Here is an 18,439-nt window from a genome sequence, read left to right on the forward strand (position 1 = left end):
TAGTGAATAGTGGTTCTATTTGCTAAAAATTTCCGACTTTTTAGACCAATTTGCTGCCACCGCAGTAGGGCAGTCTATTCTCGGACAGCCTCCTAGGGTCAGGCCAACAAACAGAGATGAGGTAACAATGGGGAAGAAAATATTTTTTATCACAGGCACTGACACTGACGCCGGTAAAACGTTTGTTACCAGGGGGCTGCTGAGGGCCGCAAACCAACGGGGTCTGAAAACCCAGGCATTGAAACCTGTATCCGCAGGTTGCCAGCGCGTTGATGGCGCGTTGCGTAACGATGATGCCCTTGACTTAATGGCAGTGATGAACACGGAGCTCAGTTATGAGCAAATGAACCCCGTGGCCGCTGCACTGCCAGCGTCGCCGCATATTGCCCTGGTGCGGGAAGAGAAGCGCATAACCATGGAGCGGCTGGCAGGCTTTTGCCGAGGCGCATTGATGAAACCGGCTGATTTTGTTCTGGTAGAAGGTGCCGGAGGTTGGCGGGTGCCGTTGAATGACCGGGAAATGATGTCCGAATTACCAAAAATACTGAACATCCCCGTCATTCTGGTAGTGGGGGTCAGGCTGGGCTGTTTGAATCATGCAAGATTGACGGCGGAAGCCATTATTAATGACGGGGTGAAACTAGCGGGCTGGGTGGCTAACTGTCTGAATCCCGAGATGATAGCGTATGATGAAAACATCCAGACGCTACACAGCCTGATTCCAGCACCTTGCCTGGGAGAAGTGCCTTTTCTGGCTGACGGTTTACCTGAACAGATAGCCAGCTACTTCGATCTATCCACTGTGCTTTGATACCCACAGTCACTTGAAATCTTTTGGGTATAGGAGTAAAAAAACTGTTCACAATCCTTTATGAACCTCAATCGCTGATAAAAGCCGCCTGATTTGGATTATTCTTAGTTACCTAACTTTCAGAAAATCGAAACACAGGCAGCCTTTCTTATGGGTTGCGCTTTTCGATTACCAACAGCTTTCATGAAGCTCCGTCGCTCAGACGGGGATGATGATAACCAGGCTGGAGATAGTGTTATGATCAAGCCTTTCGTTGTAGTTGCTATTTCATCGGTTTTATGCGCTTTGGTGAGTGTGTCCGCCTCCGCTAAAATCAAGATTTCTGAAGGTTATTCGGTGCCAGGGCCTTATGTGCAACTCAATCCCGACGCGCAAATAGCTATTGCTCATGGCAAGAAGAGCGCTGAAATCAAAAAAGCGATATGCAGTTACCCTGTCTATGCGAAATACCTTTGCCGCCGAGCGGGTGCGGTTATTAGTCAGGCAGCATACTGGATACGGGAATGGAGCCCTGATGGTCGGGGTTGCCTGGATGGTAATGGTAATCCCACGGACATGCAAGTCTTTCCAGTCAGTTTTAACTTGTACTGCCCTCCTTTTCCAGGGACAAGTGGTTCAAGCTGAAACATCAGTGGAGCAAAGCTCACTAAACTAGAGCGGTCGCCCAATGCCTTGGCAAACAGGTAAGGGAAGGAACGTACCGTTTGCCTTCCCGTTGCCACCTGCAGTTTCCCTGTTTTGAACTTTTCTTCGATACACAGCATCACCAGAGTTCAGAAAATCGAAAACAGGCAGCCTTTCTTATGGGTTGCGCTTTTCGATCACCAACAGCTTTCATGAAGCTCCGTCGCTCAGACGTGGATGATGATAACCAGGCTGGAGATAGTGTTATGACCAAGCCTTTCGTTGTAGTTGCTATTTCATCGGTTTTGTGCGCTTTGGTAAGTGTGTCCGCCTCCGCTAAAATCAAGATTTCTGAAGGTTATTCGGTGCCAGGGCCTTATGTACAACTTAATCCCGACGCGCAAATAGCTGTGGCTCATGGCAAGAAGAGCGCTGAAATCAAAAAAGCGATATGCAGTTACCCTGTCTATGCGAAATACCTTTGCCGCCGAGCGGGTGCGGTTATTAGTCAGGCAGCATACTGGATACGGGAATGGAGCCCTGATGGTCGGGGTTGCCTGGATGGTAATGGTAATCCCACGGACATGCAAGTCTTTCCAGTCAGTTTTAACTTGTACTGCCCTCCTTTTCCAGGGACAAGTGGTTCAAGCTGAAACATCAGTGGAGCAAAGCTCACTAAACTAGAGCGGTCACTGCCTAGGAGCCTGTCCGAGAATAGACTGCCCTACTGCGGTTGCGATAAATTGGTCTAAAAATTCCTGCTTCTTCATCAAATAGCCCCACTATTATCCTCAGAAGCAGAAATTTTTATCCTCAATTTCTCGTAATCCTCGCTACGGGCGCTATTCTCGGACAGGCTCCTAGCGCCCGATACCGTGGCGAACAGCCATAAATCAGGATTTGTATAAGGTTGCGCGGTTCTGTCTGTGCTCTTTGCGGATTGCCAGTCTTTGCCACCGGGGTCTCCCAGTGGCAGAAGGCTAATCAGGAGCAGTCTCTCAATCAGGAATCACCAGTACCTGTCCCACCATAATGGCGTTAGGCCGCGATAGCTTGTTTGCCTTTTTTAACTGCGACAAGCTGACACCATGGTGGTGGGCAATGCCTGACAACGTATCACCGGCTTGCACGACATATTTATCCGGGTGGACGTGGAGTTTACCTTCCCGTTTCCACTTGGCAAGCAGTGTATTCGTTGGCGGACGCTGGACAAACCAGGTTTTTAAACCGTTGAAAATGGAACGTGCCATGGCTTTTTGATGAGAGCGGGTTTTGAGCTTTCTGGACTCTTTCGGGTTAGTAATAAAGCCCGTTTCTACCAGTATGGACGGGATATCGGGTGATTTCAGCACCACAAAGCCAGCCTGTTCCACTTTTTCTTTATGAAGTTCGTTGATTTTGTCCATATTTTTGAGGATTTGATCGCCAACATCGAGGCTCGACGCGATGGTTGATGTCATGGATAAATCCAAAAGCACACTGGCAAGCTGGTCGTCTTTATCGCTAAGGGAGATACCATTTTCACCACCAATCTGGTCAGTGCTATTTTCTTTTTGGGCCAGCCATCGTGCAGTTTCAGACGTTGCACCCCCGCGAGACAGCGCGTACACCGACGCGCCACTGGCCCGGAAATCTTTAAACCCGTCGGCATGAATAGAGACAAATAAATCAGCGTTATGTTCGCGGGCAATGTGGGTTCGCTCGCGAAGCTCGACATAATAATCACCGTCACGAATCATCACCGGCTTAAAACCAGGCTCTTTTTTGAGCAGTTCTGCCAGATAGCGGGCAATGGCCAGGGTAATATGCTTTTCGTAACCGCCCCCGTGGGCAATAGCACCGGGGTCTTCGCCACCGTGGCCGGCATCGATAGCAACCACGATATCCCGAAAGCCTTTTTGTTCAGGCACTGGTTTAGGAGGGGGTTTATTTGTATCAAAAATATCCACAACGAGCCGGTGGCCGTATGTTTCGTTCGGCTTTAACACAAAACTGTCAACGGTGACTTTCTGATTAAGATCCAGTACCACCCTCAGGTCATCTTTATTACGGATACCCGATCGTATTTTTTTAATGGGCGTGTTTTTAAGGGAGACCTGAGAGAGTGACGTTTTAAGCTGAGAGTCCTTGATATCGATGACCAGTCTCTCAGGCTTTTCCAGTGCGAACTCTGAGTGTGTCACAGCCGTGGAAATATCAAAAACAAGGCGTGTTTTATCGGGCGAGCGCCAAAGTCGCACACCTTTGATGATGGCAGAAACTGCCCAGGCTAAGTTTGTTTTCAATACCGAAAGACTGAACAACAATGCGAAAGAGCCACTTGCCCTGGAAATAAAACGACGACGATCTTCTGAAATCCGGGGGGTGCGTTCTGTTGTCTGTGAACGATGAAAAGTAACAAGCCGATGGAAAAACTGTACAGCTTTCTTCGACAATAACGCCATTCAGTCCCCCTGCTGTTGGATATAGGCCGCTACCGTGGCTGTGACCAGTTGCTGACCATAATCAGTAACCGCATATAACAGGGCTGTGCGTCCTGGTAAATTATAATTCAAGGTAATCTCCATATCTGCTTGCGGCAGAGCGCCTTTACCTTTGGAAGGCCACTCTACCAGGCAGAGACTTTTTTGGTCGAAATAATCACGTCCGCCAATAAATTCTAACTCTTCAGGGTCCCCAAGACGATACAGATCAAAGTGGTAGATGGTTTGACCATTCACATGGTAAGGCTCTACCAGTGTATAGGTAGGGCTTTTCACCGCACCTTTGTGACCAAAAGCCGTTAACACACCCCGACAAAAGGTCGTTTTGCCTGCACCGAGATCACCGTGCAGAAAAATAATCCCTTCACCCTGACTGGCTTCTGCCAGCAGTTTGCCCAGACATACCATTGCCTGTTCATTATTAATTAGCAATTCATTGCTATTTTTCGTCATCTACAACACACCAAACCATTCAATCGATCTCGCAGACAGGGTATCAGGCTTGTGGCCAGTACACCTATTTCACCGTGCGCAGCCACATAATCATCACCTGCGGTGGCATGTAACCATACGCCCAGAGACGCTGCCTTGTCTGCCGGTATGCCTTGCCCGAGCAGGGTTACTATAACACCGCTGAGTAAATCTCCCATACCGGCAACGGCCATGCCCGGGTTTCCAGCGGAGCATAAGGCAATGCCTTCTGTGCTCCCGATCAGCGAGCCGACACCTTTTAAAACTACCGTAGCATTATACTGATTATGCAATAACATAACATTTTTAAAACGGTTACTTTGAATCATTGCTGCCGTGGTATTAAGCAACCGCCCTGCTTCAGCCGGGTGCGGACTCATTACTGTCGGGTATTTTCTCTGATTCAGTAATGAGGGGGTCTGGGCAACGAGGTTCAGGGCATCAGCATCGAGAATGACGGGGCACCTGGCTGTTAAAGCGGCTTTGAGTAATGCCCGGGACCAGTCATCCTGACCAAATCCGGGACCCACCAATAAAGCGGTTTTACCTGTTATCAATGCCTTTACATCTGCTGGTGTCCGGGCATTGAACGCCATGACTTCCGGGCAACGAATTGCCAGTGCCGAAAGATGCTCGGCTCGTGTCGCAACGCTTACCCGCCCAGCCCCCGAGGCCAGAGCCGCTTCTGCGGCTATAATAATCGCACCGGGCATACCGTAGTTGCCCCCAACCAATAAAACACTGCCGTATAATCCTTTATGGGAACAGGCAGGTCGCTTGTGAATTAAGCCTTTAAACGTTGTTTCGCTGAGCTGATAGCAGGCGGGCGTTTGTTTTTTATAAACATCACCAGGTACATCAAGTTGAGCAAAGTGCGGTTCACCACAGCAATCGGGTCCCATGGCAGTGAATAGCCCCTGCTTCTTGGCAATGAAAGTAACGGTAGCAGAGGCTTTTATCGCTGAACCCAATACCGTGCCAGTATCGGCACATAACCCGGAAGGAATATCCACGGCAAGGACGGGCTTGCCTGATGCGTTGATAGTTTCAATGGCGTCGCGATAGTTGCCATGGACAACACCCCGCAACCCGGTGCCCAGCATTGCATCAATAACAATGTCTGCATTGACAAGGTCAAAGCCGTTAAACGCGGTAATGGTAACCCCCTGTTTTTGGCAGTATTTCCAGGCTTTTTTAGCATCACCCGCGAGGTGCTCTGGTGGTTTAAGATAAACAACAGAAACAGGAATCGCTTTTTGTTTTGCCAGTGCTGCTATAAGGTAGCCATCTCCACCATTGTTGCCAGCCCCGCAGAAAATTTGTAGAGTAAGCTCGCCTGTTAATACCTTCGGCCATTGAGCGCAAAGGAATTCAAAGGTTGCCGTTGCCGCTTTGCCCATCAGTTCAAATCCATCGATGCCTTTGTCTTCTATTGCGATGCGATCAAACTCTCTCACTTGATTAGCCGTAAACAATAATTCAGTAATTTCAGTAATATTGTCGTGCATAAACTGACTCTCCTGCTTCGGTGAGTTTGATATTCAGGCTAAGAGCCTGTCGGACTTAAGACAATTTCGGCCTAACATCCAGAAAGCGCGGCCAGAATTTTATGCTCGAAAGCATAAGTCCGACAGGCTCCTAAGAAGCCGTTCATGATTTTTTGTGAACAGCTTCTGAAACTGTTTCGGTTTATAAGGACGCCCAGAGTGTTTCAAAAATAATTTGTTGCGCGGTGGCAATTTCCGGTGAATCAATCACAACAGCAACAGGGTAATCTCGTGAAGCCAGTGAGATCATAGCGACCTTGGGGGGATAAACAGCGATATAACTGGCATCAAGTTGTCCCTTAGCCTCAATCCATTTTCGTTCAGACAATTCAGCATCTTCGCCTCCATCGCCTATGGCAATAACCCGAACAGTAATTTTTTTACGGACTCGCTGTTGCGTATAATTAGGAAAGGGACGGTACAAATGCTGGCGAATCAACTTTGATGAAAAAACACTGTAGGTTTTCTCTGGCTGATGAACGACGGTATTTAAAATATCCTTCAACACCAGTTCGATACCGGCATCCCCTTCATAAAAACGCACATTTCCCGGGTTAAAGTCGGGCTTCAGGTTGTTGAGCTGTGGAATAAGGTGCTGCCTCATATCATCAATACCCTGTTCCAACGTCGCGCGCTTTTCTTCTGCCAGATCCAGTATTTTTTCCGGGGGTTCCGCACAAAAAACCCTGCGCCTGCCTTTCGGAAAATAGCTGACAATGCCCTTACTGGCTAACTGTTTCAGGGTTTCATAAGTGGTGCCACGATTAATGCTTGCCTGGAGGGCAATTTCGCGAATAGGCGCCGAACCGAGCTTCAGTAATGCCAGGTAAACGCTAATTTCACGGGGTGTCAGCCCGAGTTGTTCAAGAGTGTTCAGGTTCATTTTTGTCAAAATTTTTATGACGGGTAGTATTGTGTTTTCGTGATTTAAGGATAGTCTGTTTACTGTACCTGTTAACCGTTGAGGTGCTGGTTTTTATCAAGAGTAACCCTTGCGCCCTTGCAAATAGTGGAATTATAGATGATCTGAATATGGCATCTTGAAAACATGTGAGTATATATTACCCATTTCGTCATGTTAAAGTGATGTTTCAGGTTATTAAATAATCTCTCTGTCACATCATTTCAGACAAATTGCTTTGTCTTGTATGGGTACCCGTAACGGCTGAAAAGCTTCGAGTAAGCGCGACTGTTACGGGCATTTGAGCAAGCGAAACCTATTTTTGAGTACGCACCCGTGAGAACAGATATTGTGATTCTTGCCGCAGGGCAAGGCAGTCGAATGAAATCCGGTTTACCTAAGGTATTGCACAAGATTGCCGGGAAACCGATGCTGGAGCATGTGATTCTGGCTGCACAAAAAGTACAGAACAGTGGCACTATTCATGTGGTGGTCGGTCATGGTGCCGATCAGGTGAAAGCCGCACTCCCTCAATACCCTGTGAACTGGGTGGAACAAACACAGCAATTGGGCACAGGCCATGCTGTCGCGCAGGCGTTGCCCGGCATTGAGGGTGCCGACGCTGTGCTGGTTGCCTACGGTGATGTGCCCCTGATTAAATCATCTACTTTAAAACTGCTTATGGAAGCCTGCCATGGCAAGGATTTAGCCCTGTTGACAGCGACCATGGCTGATCCTTCTGGACTGGGGCGGATTGTCCGCAATCAAATGGGTAATATTCAGGCTATTGTTGAACATAAAGATGCTTCTCTGGAGCAACTGGCTATTCATGAAGTCAATACGGGTATCATGGCCTTGCCCGGTCATCGCATTGGCATCTGGCTTAACAACCTGAGCGATAGCAATGCCCAACAGGAATATTATCTGACCGATACCGTTGCCATGGCGGTAGCGGAAGGCACCACGGTAGTTCATGCTCAGCCTGAACACCTGACAGAAGTGAAAGGAGTCAACAGTCGTATTCAGCTGGCTGAGCTAGAAAGAGAGTATCAGCAACAACAGGCTGAGCAGTTTATGGGCGCTGGCGTAACCCTGATGGACCCGGCAAGGGTAGATTTCAGGGGAAATATAACCTTGGGGCAAGATGTCACTATCGATATCAATGTTGTGCTCGAAGGCGATGTGACCATCGGGAACAACGTAGTGATAGAGTCCGGTTGTGTCATTCGTAATGCATCCATTGGTGAGGGCAGTACCATTAAAGCACACTCTGTGCTGGACAACGTTGTTGTTGCCGGTCACTGTGATATTGGCCCTTTTGCCCGGCTGCGTCCCGGCACTGAATTGGCGAACCACGTCAGGGTTGGCAATTTTGTTGAAATCAAAAAATCAGCCATAGGAGAAGGCAGCAAAGTTAACCACCTGACGTATGTGGGGGATGCTGAAGTTGGCGCCAATGTAAATGTTGGCGCCGGGACGGTAACCTGTAATTACGATGGAGTGAATAAACATAAAACCGTTATTAGTGACGGTGCTTTCATCGGGACTAACAGTTCACTGGTTGCGCCTGTGACCATCGGCGAAGGCGCAACCACGGCAGCAGGGTCAACCATTACCCAGGATGTCCCCAACAATGAGTTAGGTGTTGGCCGGGGTCGGCAGCGCAACATTAACGGCTGGCGTCGTCCGGTTAAACAATTCTGATTTCCAATTAAAATGATTACGGAGCGTAGCTTATGTGTGGAATTGTTGGGGCAGTAGCACAAAGGGATGTAGCTGCTATTTTACTGGAAGGTCTGCGTCGTCTTGAATACCGTGGATACGACTCTGCCGGTATTGCGATAATTGACAGCAATAGCAGTATGAACAGATTGCGTCGTACCGGCAAGGTTTCAGAGCTCAGTGAGGCTATTAAGGATTCGTCCACTCCCGGCAGGATCGGTATTGCCCACACTCGATGGGCAACTCACGGGGAACCCAGTGAGCGAAATGCCCATCCGCATGTTTCTGGTGAAAATATTGCTGTTGTCCATAATGGCATTATTGAGAACCATGAAATCCTGCGCCGTTTTTTGCGGCAGCAAGGCTACCCTTTTGACTCTGATACCGACACCGAAGTTATTGCCCACCTGATCAACCACGAATGTAAAAACAGCCAGACATTACTGGAAGCCGTTCAAAAAGCTGTTCGCCAGCTTGATGGGGCATATGGCATGGTGGTAATGGACCGAAACGATTCTACACGTCTTGTGGTTGCTCGCTCCGGTAGTCCTTTGGTGATTGGGGTTGGGATTGGTGAACATTTTATTGCCTCTGACCAGCTCGCTTTGTTTCCTGTCACGCGTCGTTTTATGTTCCTTGAAGAGGGCGATGTTGCAGAAGTTACCATTGATACTGTCAATGTTCTTGACAGCAATGGGCAAACCGCTGAGCGTCATATACGTGAGAGCAATTTGGAGCACGATGCAGGTGAAAAAGGACCTTATCGTCACTATATGCTCAAGGAAATTCATGAGCAGTCTGAGGCAATTGCCAATACGCTCGAGGGTCGATTAGGTGAGAGTAAGCTGAACCTTGCCTCACTGGGTAATACCGCGGAAACATTACTGAAACAAGTTAAGAGCGTACAAATTGTCGCCTGTGGTACCAGTTTCCATGCGGGTATGGTAGCGCGATACTGGTTTGAAGAGTTAGCAGGAATACCCTGTCGTATAGAAATTGCTTCGGAATTTCGCTACCGAAAATTCTTTGTACCAGAGAGCTGTTTGTTTGTGACGATCTCCCAATCTGGGGAAACCGCCGATACCCTGGCTGCACTCAAACAGGCCAAAGAGCAAGGGTATATGGCCACTTTGAGTGTTTGTAACGTGCCAGGGTCTTCTATGGTTCGGGAATCGGATATTTCCTTTATGACCCGTGCTGGCGCAGAAATTGGTGTGGCGTCAACCAAAGCCTTTACGACGCAGCTCACGGCACTGCTGATGCTGGTGACAGGTGTTGCTCGTCATAAAGGTATGAGCGATGCGGAAGAAGCCGGTATTGTTAAAGCCCTGCGTGAACTCCCCCATGGGATTAACTCGGCACTATCACTGAGTTCTGACATAGAAGCCCTGGCACAGGAATTTGCTGACAAACATCACAGTTTGTTTTTAGGCCGTGGCACTCAGTACCCTATTGCCATGGAGGGGGCGCTAAAACTGAAAGAGATTTCTTATATTCACGCTGAGGCCTATGCGGCAGGTGAGCTTAAGCACGGCCCACTGGCACTTATCGATAACGATATGCCCGTGATTGTAGTGGCTCCGAACAACGATCTTCTGGAAAAACTAAAATCCAATATGGAAGAAGTCCGCGCTCGCGGAGGTATTCTCTACGTTTTCGCCAACCGTCACGCACGACTGGTGGCAGGTGATGGTATTAAGGTATTACCCGTTGAGGATGTCCCGGAAGTGGTTGCCCCTATTCTGTACACCATTCCACTGCAACTTTTGTCTTACTATGTGGCAATTATTAAAGGTACAGATGTCGATCAGCCAAGGAATTTAGCCAAGTCGGTAACGGTGGAGTAACTGGTAGTGGGCCAGACGTGTTGATGTGAGATGAAAATAAAGCGCTAAAACACAAGGCTCTTAATGGATCCCGGGGAGCCGTCAGAAATACGGTTTTCCCGACTACAAAAACCGAGTGTTTCAGCGTAAAACAGCTTCACTATGAAGCTTTACCAGGAATCCCGAGCCTTCATTGATTTATGCTGAACTTGTTCTTTAATGATGGGCTTATGTAACAAAAAGAGCCGGGATATGAAGCCTGTCAAAGCGTTGTGGAAGGTGTTTTCAATTATTTGTTGTTTATGTGCTTTTCTTGCTGGTTGCGCAAAGGAACCATCTTTGAAAGGCCATAATGTCATACCTCTGAAAAATCGCGATGCCGCGTTTGTTCAATGGGTGATTGACCATGAAGCCGACTTTAAAAAGCGGTGCCGCTGGCAAGAGCATCTAGTCCTTGGTCAGCAGGCCATCAGCATTGCTCAGGCACTAAAGAACCATAATGCAGTGACGCAACTCTCCATCCAACTGGCCTCAACGCAGTTTTACCAGGGTAACTTTGAGCAATGCCGGCAACTGGCAGAGCAGGCTCAGACTATTGCCAGGGCATCAGGGAATCGAAAAGGCGAAATACAAAGCCTTTATTTGCTCTCAGCTGCGGAACGGGCGACAAAAAAACCACAGGCCGTGGCGACAGCACGGCACGCATTAACATTGTGTCAGCAGTATCTGCCTGAAAATGGCATGCTCAGGGCAAAGGTTTTGTACAACCTGGCTGCCGCGGAGATGGAAGCAGAGCCGCTGAAACTGGACACTGCCTTACCGCGCTTCAAGGAGGCCGACCAACTATATGAAGCACTGGGGAATTCCCACGACAGCTTGCGTGTCAAGCGCAGAATGGCAGACATTTACCTGTTAAAAGGGCAATACGGTGATGCAGAAACATTACTCAGTGTTATCAAGGTAAGTCTGAAGAGCCCCAGGGAGCAGATGATCAACGCTTTTCAGCTGGCAAAAGCGCACTATCACCTTGGACAGTGGCGACAGGCCAAAACCAGTATTGACAGTGCCTACAAATTGGCCATAAAGCTTCAGGCAAAAGCTGACATTGACCGAATCAAGGCTTTGAAACAACTGATAAACAACCACCAGCTACCCTTAAATGCCCGTTTTTAATGACTATCAGGGAGTGCTCCCCATGGGGGCATGGCCTGTCAGCCTTTTCAAATCGTGCCCTTTGGCAAAATTTGCGTCCAGGTACAATCAGCCAGTAAAGCCCTGTGGTATAAAGGCTAATATCCGTTGACCAGGCAGCAGTGAACTAAGCAGTGAACTAAATAGCGGAGGAATACGGATAAATACCCGTCGGTTGGTTATAATCGTGCCGTTATACTTACTGTTCATTATCTTACTGAGTAGGTTTTATGGAGATCATCTCTCAGCGTATCGCCCAGGAATTAGGTGTTCAGGTATCCCAGGTGACCAGTGCAGTCAACCTGTTGGATGATGGTTCCACTGTGCCCTTTATTGCCCGATACAGAAAAGAAGCAACCGGTGGGCTTGACGATACTCAGCTCAGGACACTGGAAGATCGGCTGCGTTATTTGCGTGAGCTTGAAGAGCGGCGTGATACGATCCTGAAAAGTATTATTGATCAGGACAAAATGACACCAGAGCTGGAAAAAGACATTCGGGCAGCAGACACTAAAACCCGTCTTGAAGACCTTTATCTCCCCTATAAACCCAAACGTCGGACCAAGGCACAAATTGCCCGTGAAGCGGGTCTTGAGCCTTTAGCTGACGCGTTGTTTGATAATCCGACGCTATCGCCTGACGATGAAGCCGCCAAATTTATTGACGCGGATAAAAATGTGGCGGATACCAAAGGGGCACTTGAAGGTGCGCGTTATATCCTGATGGAGCGTTTTAGTGAAAATGCCCAATTACTCGGACAATTGCGGGAGTTCCTGTGGGAAGAGGGTCTGCTGAAAAGCAACGCGGTTGAAGGCAAAGAAGAAGAAGGCGCCAAGTTTCGCGATTATTTTGATTATGAAGAACCGTTTAAGCAGGTGCCATCACACCGCGCGTTAGCCATTTTTCGTGGGCGTAATGAAGGTATCTTACAGGCTGGTATTCACCTGAAGGACGAGCCTGAAGATCGCCGTGAAACACACCCCTGTGAAAAGCTTGTCGCAGATTTCTGGAAAATCACTGATCAGGGACGCCCTGCTGATAGCTGGTTGAAAGACGTGGCGCGCTGGAGTTGGCGTGTCAAGCTGCTGAGTCAGTTGGAAACAGAACTGATGACTCGTTTGCGTGAGCGCTCTGAAGATGAAGCCATCAAAGTCTTTGCTAAAAATCTGAAAGACCTGCTGCTGGGGGCCCCTGCTGGTTTGCGTCCGACTATTGGCCTTGACCCCGGGTTACGAACAGGTGTTAAAGTCGCCGTTGTGGATGGGACGGGCAAGCTGGTGGAACATACAGCCATCTTCCCACATGCACCCCACAGGAAATGGAAAGAGTCCCTCGGTATTCTGGCCACGCTGTGTCTGACGCACAAGGTTGAGCTTGTGAGCATCGGCAACGGTACCGGCTCACGAGAAACGGACAAGCTGGTTGCAGAGCTGATGCATAATTACCCAAAGCTTGGGCTGACAAGGATTGTGGTCAGCGAAGCCGGTGCCTCTGTGTATTCCGCTTCTGAGTTGGCTGCCCGTGAATTTCCTGATCTGGATGTGTCTTTCCGTGGTGCCGTATCCATTGCCCGTCGCCTGCAGGACCCATTGGCAGAGCTCGTGAAAATTGAGCCTAAAGCTATTGGTGTTGGACAGTACCAGCACGATGTCAGTCAGACGCAGCTCTCGCGCGCTCTGGAGGCCGTAGTTGAAGATTGTGTTAACGCGGTAGGGGTTGATGTAAATACAGCCTCAGGGGCTTTATTGTCCCGTGTATCGGGTTTGAACAAAGCGCTGGCCGATAATGTTGTCGCGTTCCGTGATGAAAACGGCGCCTTCAAGCAACGTTCGGAACTGAACAAGGTGGCGCGTTTTGGCCCGAAAGCTTTTGAGCAGGCCGCCGGCTTCTTGCGGGTTATGGGGGGCGATAATCCCTTGGATAGTTCTGCTGTTCATCCCGAGGCTTACCCTCTGGTGGAAAAAATTGCGGCAAGGGCCAGCCGGGGTATCAAAACGCTGATTGGTGACAGCACTTTTCTCAAAACCCTCAAGGCTCAAGAGTATACTGATGACACCTTTGGCGTGCCGACCATTGTTGATATTATTTCAGAACTGGAGAAGCCAGGCCGTGACCCCCGGCCAGAATTTAAAGCCGCTGAATTCAAAGATGGCATTGAGGGTATTAAAGATCTCAAACTGAATATGGAACTGGAAGGCTCTGTCACCAATGTGACGAACTTTGGTGCCTTTGTGGATATTGGTGTCCATCAGGACGGCCTGGTTCATATCAGTGCGCTGTCGGATAAATTTGTGAAAGACCCGCGTGAGGTGGTCAAGGCCGGAGACATTGTCAAAGTCAAAGTCATGGAAGTGGATATCAGCCGCAAGCGGATTGGCTTGAGCATGCGTATGGGTGACCGTGCTGAGAAGCAAGTTGAGGCCAGACAAGCTGGCAGTGGGCGAAAGCCATCCGGTGTTCGTTCACAGCAAAACAGCCGCAAGCAGCAACAGGGCAGCCACAAAAAGTCCGAAGCGACGGTTGGGTCATTTGCGGATTTGTTTGCGAACGCTAAAAAGCTCCGTAAGTAAGAACCTGAAAACAGAGTATTCTTTACGCAGTGGACGTATACTCTGTTTTCTTTTGTCATCGTTACGTTATATATTTTTTCCCCTGTTCTAACAGACACTGGAAAACGCTCTTGACTATTCCTTATCAGATGCGTCTGGATTTGCTTGGACGTTCAGCAAATAAAAATTTACTCCGCGGTATTCGCCACGGTATTGAACGGGAGGGTCTGCGGGTCACAAAAGCCGGAACCCTGTCGTCAGCTTCTCACCCGGAGTCGCTCGGTAAGGCGCTGATGCACCCGTATATCACAACCGATTTTTCTGAAGCATTGCTGGAATATATCACCCCGGTATACTGTGATGTGACCGATGCCCTGAGCTTTTTGGAGGAGTTACACCGATTTACCGCCAGCCACCTTGACAATGAAATGCTTTGGGCTGGTAGTATGCCCTGTGAATTGCCAAAGGAGGATTGTATTCCTGTAGCGTATTTTGGCACATCCAATATTGGCCGAATGAAGTCTATTTACCGGACAGGGCTTTCTTACCGCTATGGCAAGGCCATGCAAACCATCGCGGGCTTGCATTACAACTTCTCCTTACCGGATGATTTTTGGCAGTTAATGGATGTCGACCGCTCTGAAGGCTACATGGCACTGATTCGTAACTTTCGTCGATATAGCTGGTTACTGATGTACTTATTCGGAGCCTCTCCGGCAGTCAGCACCAGCTTTTTTGCCGGTGACCGTGGACGTTCAGCGGGACTGGAGCATTTCAGCGAGGATACGCTGTACCTGCCCCATGCAACGTCCCTGCGAATGAGTGATATGGGGTATACCAACAATGCCCAGTCTTCTCTGAATGTTTGTTATGACACGCTGGACGGTTATGTCAAAAGCCTCTGTGAGGCAATACGAACCCCCTACAAGCCCTATCAGACTATTGGCGTAAAAGTTAACGGCCAGTACCGACAGCTTAATGATAACTTGTTGCAGATAGAAAATGAGTACTACAGCACCATTCGTCCAAAACGCATTGCCCGACGAGGTGAGAAGCCTCTGACTGCTTTGAGCCGACACGGCATTGAGTACATTGAGGTTCGCTGCCTTGATATTAACCCTTTTGAGTCCCAGGGGATTAATAGACACGACGCTGATTTTATCGATATATTCCTGCTCTATTGTGGCATTGTGGAAAGCCCTTTGATTGCGCTGGAGGAAAGCCAGCAAATTACAGCCAATTTCAATGCCACTGTTGCAGAAGGTCGGCGTCCGGGTCTATCACTACAGAAACTGGCATCAGTAACCACGCTTTCGGACTGGGGACAGGAACTCGTTGATTCCATGGTGCCTATCGCAGGGCTGATGGATGCCTTGTCTGGCTCAGAGCGCTATACTTTCAGTTTGCGAAGACAGCGTGAGAAACTGGCAGACCCTGAAAAAACGCCGTCAGCGCGACTGCTTTCTGCGATGACAGCCAGTCGTGTGGGCTATACCTCCTTGATACAGGCGCTGTCTGCTAAACATCATAATGCTTTGATGAGTCAGCCATTAAACAAAGAACGACAAAACTACTTTATTGAGCTTGCTGATGGCTCCAGGGCTGATCAAAAAGTCATGGAAGCCAGGGACACGCTAAGTTTTGATGCGTTTTTGGCCGCCTATCAACAAGCTGAATGAAGGGTTCCCTGATACGTTTGTTATCAGAATTTGCAACACAAAAATATGACATAGGTTTTTTGATGAGAGTTCTCGCCACAAGACAGCTGTTTATTCTGGCAACTATCACCAGTGTTGTTCTTATGGGCTTTTCCTTTTACTTGCAACATGCTCAAGGTCTGGAGCCCTGCCCAATATGCGTATCCCAGCGGATTGTTTTCACGTTGTTGGGTGTGACGAGCTTGCTGGCAAGCCTGCAGAATCCGGAAGCGCTGGGTATAAAAATCTATAGCCTTCTGACAGCCGTTTTCGGCGCTGCAGGCGCTGGACTGGCGATTCGTCAGCTATGGATTCAGCACCTCCCTCCTGATCAAGCGCCAAACTGTATGCCCGGATTAGAGTACCTGGTGGATATTTTACCCCCAACGGATCTGTTGCGTGTTATGTTGACAGGCACTGGCGACTGCGCAACTGTTCAGTGGGTATTTTTGGGTCTCTCAATTCCTGGCTGGACACTGATTGCGTTTACCGGGTTTACTCTGATGGGCTTGTTCTTAGCTTTCCGTAAGCCTCATACCATCGATCTGTAGTCTGTTGAAGGCAGTTTGTAGTCCATTGGTGGAGGTTTCCGTGTTTGCTTTTGTAAAGGCGCCAGAGCTGTTTTTTCAAGTCTTGTCTCAAGGTGATTTCATACCAATGGCCTTGTAATAAAAACCCATCTGCCCTGACTCATCCCATCCAACAGGTGACAGGACAGCGAGTATGGCTGCTTTTGTTTTCCATATCTGAGAAGCGGTCTTAAAAGTCATGCTCCTACTGCGGCTAAGATAAATGGGTCTAAAAAGTCACTTTTGTTCGTCAAATAGTCCCGCTACTCTCCTCACAAAAGTGACTTTTTATTCTCCATTTCTCGCGGTCCTCGCTACGGGCAGACTTTTAAGACTGCTTCTGAAGCCGCACAACCATCTTTTGTTGATGATTTGGAGGTTGAAAGAGGAGGGTGTGGAAGTCAGTTGCGCTACCTTAAGCACTTTTAAGACCGCTTCTCAGACCCTTATTACCCGCCAAAGTAGCAGCACGACTTTCCAGGAGCCTGAACAGGCTTTTCTGGTGAAAAGAGCGGGGAAATACAGCATATCTCTCAATTCCATCTGGAAATATAAATATTATTTTAAAATCAATAGTCTTTTTTTTATTTTTAAAAGTTTTTAAAAACAACAAGATAGGTCAAAAATAGAGCAAAATAGAACAACTTGGTACCCAAAGTGGCTATTTTATTTTTAACGAACTTTGTCAATCATGAAATAAAGGCTTGCCGGCAAAAAAGCACTGTCATAACCTAGCATCTAATCTGCTAGATGGCAGGTGCCAGAGGGTCACGTTGCAAACAAAGAGTAATGTGTCAAAATCGTCATCGGTTTTCCACCAGACTAACGTGGCATAACAGGTTACCCCTTGAAGGTGACTGCTTATCAACCGTTTTGGCATCTGACCTAATAAAATCCAATCATTAAGAGGAATTGTCATGCTGGAGGGTTGCAGAACGGCCAAGGAGCGTTGGGGAGGTGTTTCAGATATTGTTGATCACTGGCTGAATCGGCGCCAGGAGCTAATAGTTTTATATTGCTCGATCAATGGGATGGAGCAACTCAATAATGACCAGAGGCCCCTGTCAGTCAAGTTAAAGCAACTGTGCCAATTGCTGGTGGATTATGTTTCGGAAGGGCATTTTGCAGTTTACGAACAACTTAACCAGGAAGGCATGGAGTTTGATGATGGCGGTGTAGAACTGGCTCACTCACTTTACCCTCAGATTGAAAGTAACACGCACCAATGTCTCGATTTTAACGATAACTGTGAGTCCATCAGTAATATCAAGTCCCTTCAGGAAGCGCTGTCATCTCTGGGTGAGACGCTAGAAGAACGTTTTATGCTGGAAGACAATCTTATCGAAATTCTTCATGAGTCACACCGCAGCCATGTTGCCTGAGTACTCCTTGCGGTCAGCAGGCACTGCTTATCAAAACATAGTGGCTCTTTCTGTGTTTCAGGAGCTAGCCTGACAGCGAGCTCCATTAACCCATCAATGGCCCATCGATAAAAGATTTTCTTATGAAGACGCCCAGAAAGCCGTGATAATCAGGCAATTTCTCCTGTGAAATACCTCTAGCCCGGATATTTCATAAACAGGCTCCTGGTGCAAACAAGCGTTAATAGACTACAACCATCACTTTGGTCACTCCTGCGATGGCGGGAGTCCATTTCCTGGTAGATTGCCGCCTTCGCGGGAATGACGACTGTATGGGTATTAGCGCTTAACAGCACTAGCCAGACAAGAAGAACGTAGCAAAGACCAGAACGCTTCCATTTGTTAACGTGAACGTGGCGTCTGTCACTGTTTTATCAGGTGAGAGGAGGGGATGGTGGAGTTTGTAAGCACACCCAACGCCGTTAGTTTAATCCTGGAGGCTGTTCACGATCTTTTGTGAGCTGCAACCGCTGATAAAAGCTGCCTGTTTTGGACTTTTCTTCGTTACATAGCACCACTATGTTACTGAGAAGCAGTCTTAAAAGTCATGCTCCTACTGCGGCTACGATAAATGGGTCTAAAAAGTCGCTTTTGTTCGTCAAATAGTCCCGCTATTCTCCTCACAAA

15 protein-coding genes are annotated in these 18,439 nt (G+C 48.3%); 10 read left to right on the forward strand and 5 right to left on the reverse strand.

Features of this window, described 5'->3' with window-relative positions; translation table 11 throughout:
* The first annotated feature begins 127 nt into the window (after positions 1–127).
* The 3 genes from bioD (at position 128) to V4C51_RS13755 (ending at position 2,088) form a co-directional block, all read left to right on the forward strand.
* Entirely contained in the window at positions 128–811 is a 684-nt protein-coding gene (gene bioD, locus V4C51_RS13745) for a dethiobiotin synthase (protein ID WP_330926749.1), read from the forward strand.
* A 183-nt stretch (positions 812–994) separates the two neighbouring features.
* Positions 995–1,435, forward strand: a complete 441-nt coding sequence (locus V4C51_RS13750; RefSeq protein WP_330926750.1) for a hypothetical protein — start codon at positions 995–997, stop codon at positions 1,433–1,435.
* A 212-nt stretch (positions 1,436–1,647) separates the two neighbouring features.
* The gene (locus tag V4C51_RS13755; protein ID WP_330926751.1) at positions 1,648–2,088 is read left to right on the forward strand and encodes a hypothetical protein; all 441 of its coding nucleotides are present in this window, start codon (positions 1,648–1,650) and stop codon (positions 2,086–2,088) included.
* A gap of 345 nt (positions 2,089–2,433) precedes the next feature.
* Here V4C51_RS13755 and V4C51_RS13760 read toward each other — a convergent pair whose 3' ends face one another.
* The 4 genes from V4C51_RS13760 to V4C51_RS13775 all read right to left on the reverse strand — a co-directional run bounded on the left by V4C51_RS13760 (position 2,434) and on the right by V4C51_RS13775 (position 6,819).
* Positions 2,434–3,879: an N-acetylmuramoyl-L-alanine amidase gene (locus V4C51_RS13760; protein ID WP_330926752.1), complete on the reverse strand. Its 1,446-nt coding sequence runs from the start codon at positions 3,877–3,879 to the stop codon at positions 2,434–2,436.
* Positions 3,880–4,371 (reverse strand): tRNA (adenosine(37)-N6)-threonylcarbamoyltransferase complex ATPase subunit type 1 TsaE, encoded by a 492-nt coding sequence (gene tsaE / locus V4C51_RS13765; RefSeq protein ID WP_330926753.1) that lies wholly within the window; start codon positions 4,369–4,371, stop codon positions 3,880–3,882.
* Positions 4,368–5,897 carry an NAD(P)H-hydrate dehydratase gene (locus V4C51_RS13770; protein WP_330926754.1) on the reverse strand — a complete coding sequence of 510 codons (1,530 nt, stop codon included), beginning with the start codon at positions 5,895–5,897 and terminating at the stop codon, positions 4,368–4,370. Before V4C51_RS13770 ends, tsaE begins: the two co-directional genes overlap by 4 nt.
* Before the next feature lie 181 nt (positions 5,898–6,078).
* Positions 6,079–6,819: a TrmB family transcriptional regulator gene (locus V4C51_RS13775; protein WP_330926755.1), complete on the reverse strand. Its 741-nt coding sequence runs from the start codon at positions 6,817–6,819 to the stop codon at positions 6,079–6,081.
* Between the two features lie 354 nt (positions 6,820–7,173).
* On the opposite strand from V4C51_RS13775, the gene glmU reads away from it, so the two are divergent.
* The 6 genes from glmU (at position 7,174) to V4C51_RS13805 (ending at position 16,373) form a co-directional block, all read left to right on the forward strand.
* Positions 7,174–8,541: a bifunctional UDP-N-acetylglucosamine diphosphorylase/glucosamine-1-phosphate N-acetyltransferase GlmU gene (glmU, locus tag V4C51_RS13780; protein WP_330926756.1), complete on the forward strand. Its 1,368-nt coding sequence runs from the start codon at positions 7,174–7,176 to the stop codon at positions 8,539–8,541.
* 32 nt (positions 8,542–8,573) lie between these two features.
* The gene (glmS, locus tag V4C51_RS13785; protein ID WP_330926757.1) at positions 8,574–10,406 is read left to right on the forward strand and encodes a glutamine--fructose-6-phosphate transaminase (isomerizing); all 1,833 of its coding nucleotides are present in this window, start codon (positions 8,574–8,576) and stop codon (positions 10,404–10,406) included.
* A 231-nt stretch (positions 10,407–10,637) separates the two neighbouring features.
* Positions 10,638–11,558 (forward strand): tetratricopeptide repeat protein, encoded by a 921-nt coding sequence (locus V4C51_RS13790; RefSeq protein ID WP_330926758.1) that lies wholly within the window; start codon positions 10,638–10,640, stop codon positions 11,556–11,558.
* Between the two features lie 248 nt (positions 11,559–11,806).
* The gene (locus tag V4C51_RS13795) at positions 11,807–14,146 is read left to right on the forward strand and encodes a Tex family protein (RefSeq protein ID WP_330926759.1); all 2,340 of its coding nucleotides are present in this window, start codon (positions 11,807–11,809) and stop codon (positions 14,144–14,146) included.
* A 110-nt stretch (positions 14,147–14,256) separates the two neighbouring features.
* A complete protein-coding gene (gene gshA / locus V4C51_RS13800) occupies positions 14,257–15,804 on the forward strand; it encodes a glutamate--cysteine ligase (protein ID WP_330926760.1) in 1,548 nt (515 codons plus the stop codon).
* Between the two features lie 62 nt (positions 15,805–15,866).
* Positions 15,867–16,373 carry a disulfide bond formation protein B gene (locus V4C51_RS13805; RefSeq protein WP_330926761.1) on the forward strand — a complete coding sequence of 169 codons (507 nt, stop codon included), beginning with the start codon at positions 15,867–15,869 and terminating at the stop codon, positions 16,371–16,373.
* An 87-nt stretch (positions 16,374–16,460) separates the two neighbouring features.
* Here the strand turns inward: V4C51_RS13805 and V4C51_RS13810 are convergent, their stop codons facing one another.
* Positions 16,461–16,592: a hypothetical protein gene (locus V4C51_RS13810; RefSeq protein ID WP_330926762.1), complete on the reverse strand. Its 132-nt coding sequence runs from the start codon at positions 16,590–16,592 to the stop codon at positions 16,461–16,463.
* Positions 16,593–17,308: 716 nt separating this feature from the next.
* Between V4C51_RS13810 and rsd the strand changes: the two genes are divergently transcribed.
* Entirely contained in the window at positions 17,309–17,773 is a 465-nt protein-coding gene (gene rsd / locus V4C51_RS13815; protein ID WP_330926763.1) for a sigma D regulator, read from the forward strand.
* Positions 17,774–18,439: the final 666 nt, after the last annotated feature.

This window comes from Candidatus Sororendozoicomonas aggregata (assembly GCF_031528575.1).
Taxonomy (GTDB): Bacteria; Pseudomonadota; Gammaproteobacteria; order Pseudomonadales; family Endozoicomonadaceae; genus Endonucleibacter; species Endonucleibacter aggregata.

Coding starts and splice junctions, on each gene's coding strand:
- V4C51_RS13805 (WP_330926761.1), top strand. CDS start 15,867: ATGAGAGTTCTCGCCACAAGACAGCTGTTTATTCTGGCAACTATCACC.
- V4C51_RS13750 (WP_330926750.1), top strand. CDS start 995: ATGAAGCTCCGTCGCTCAGACGGGGATGATGATAACCAGGCTGGAGAT.
- V4C51_RS13790 (WP_330926758.1), top strand. CDS start 10,638: ATGAAGCCTGTCAAAGCGTTGTGGAAGGTGTTTTCAATTATTTGTTGT.
- glmS (WP_330926757.1), top strand. CDS start 8,574: ATGTGTGGAATTGTTGGGGCAGTAGCACAAAGGGATGTAGCTGCTATT.
- V4C51_RS13755 (WP_330926751.1), top strand. CDS start 1,648: ATGAAGCTCCGTCGCTCAGACGTGGATGATGATAACCAGGCTGGAGAT.
- tsaE (WP_330926753.1), bottom strand. CDS start 4,371: ATGACGAAAAATAGCAATGAATTGCTAATTAATAATGAACAGGCAATG.
- bioD (WP_330926749.1), top strand. CDS start 128: ATGGGGAAGAAAATATTTTTTATCACAGGCACTGACACTGACGCCGGT.
- V4C51_RS13795 (WP_330926759.1), top strand. CDS start 11,807: ATGGAGATCATCTCTCAGCGTATCGCCCAGGAATTAGGTGTTCAGGTA.
- rsd (WP_330926763.1), top strand. CDS start 17,309: ATGCTGGAGGGTTGCAGAACGGCCAAGGAGCGTTGGGGAGGTGTTTCA.
- V4C51_RS13775 (WP_330926755.1), bottom strand. CDS start 6,819: ATGAACCTGAACACTCTTGAACAACTCGGGCTGACACCCCGTGAAATT.
- V4C51_RS13770 (WP_330926754.1), bottom strand. CDS start 5,897: ATGCACGACAATATTACTGAAATTACTGAATTATTGTTTACGGCTAAT.
- V4C51_RS13810 (WP_330926762.1), bottom strand. CDS start 16,592: ATGACTTTTAAGACCGCTTCTCAGATATGGAAAACAAAAGCAGCCATA.
- V4C51_RS13760 (WP_330926752.1), bottom strand. CDS start 3,879: ATGGCGTTATTGTCGAAGAAAGCTGTACAGTTTTTCCATCGGCTTGTT.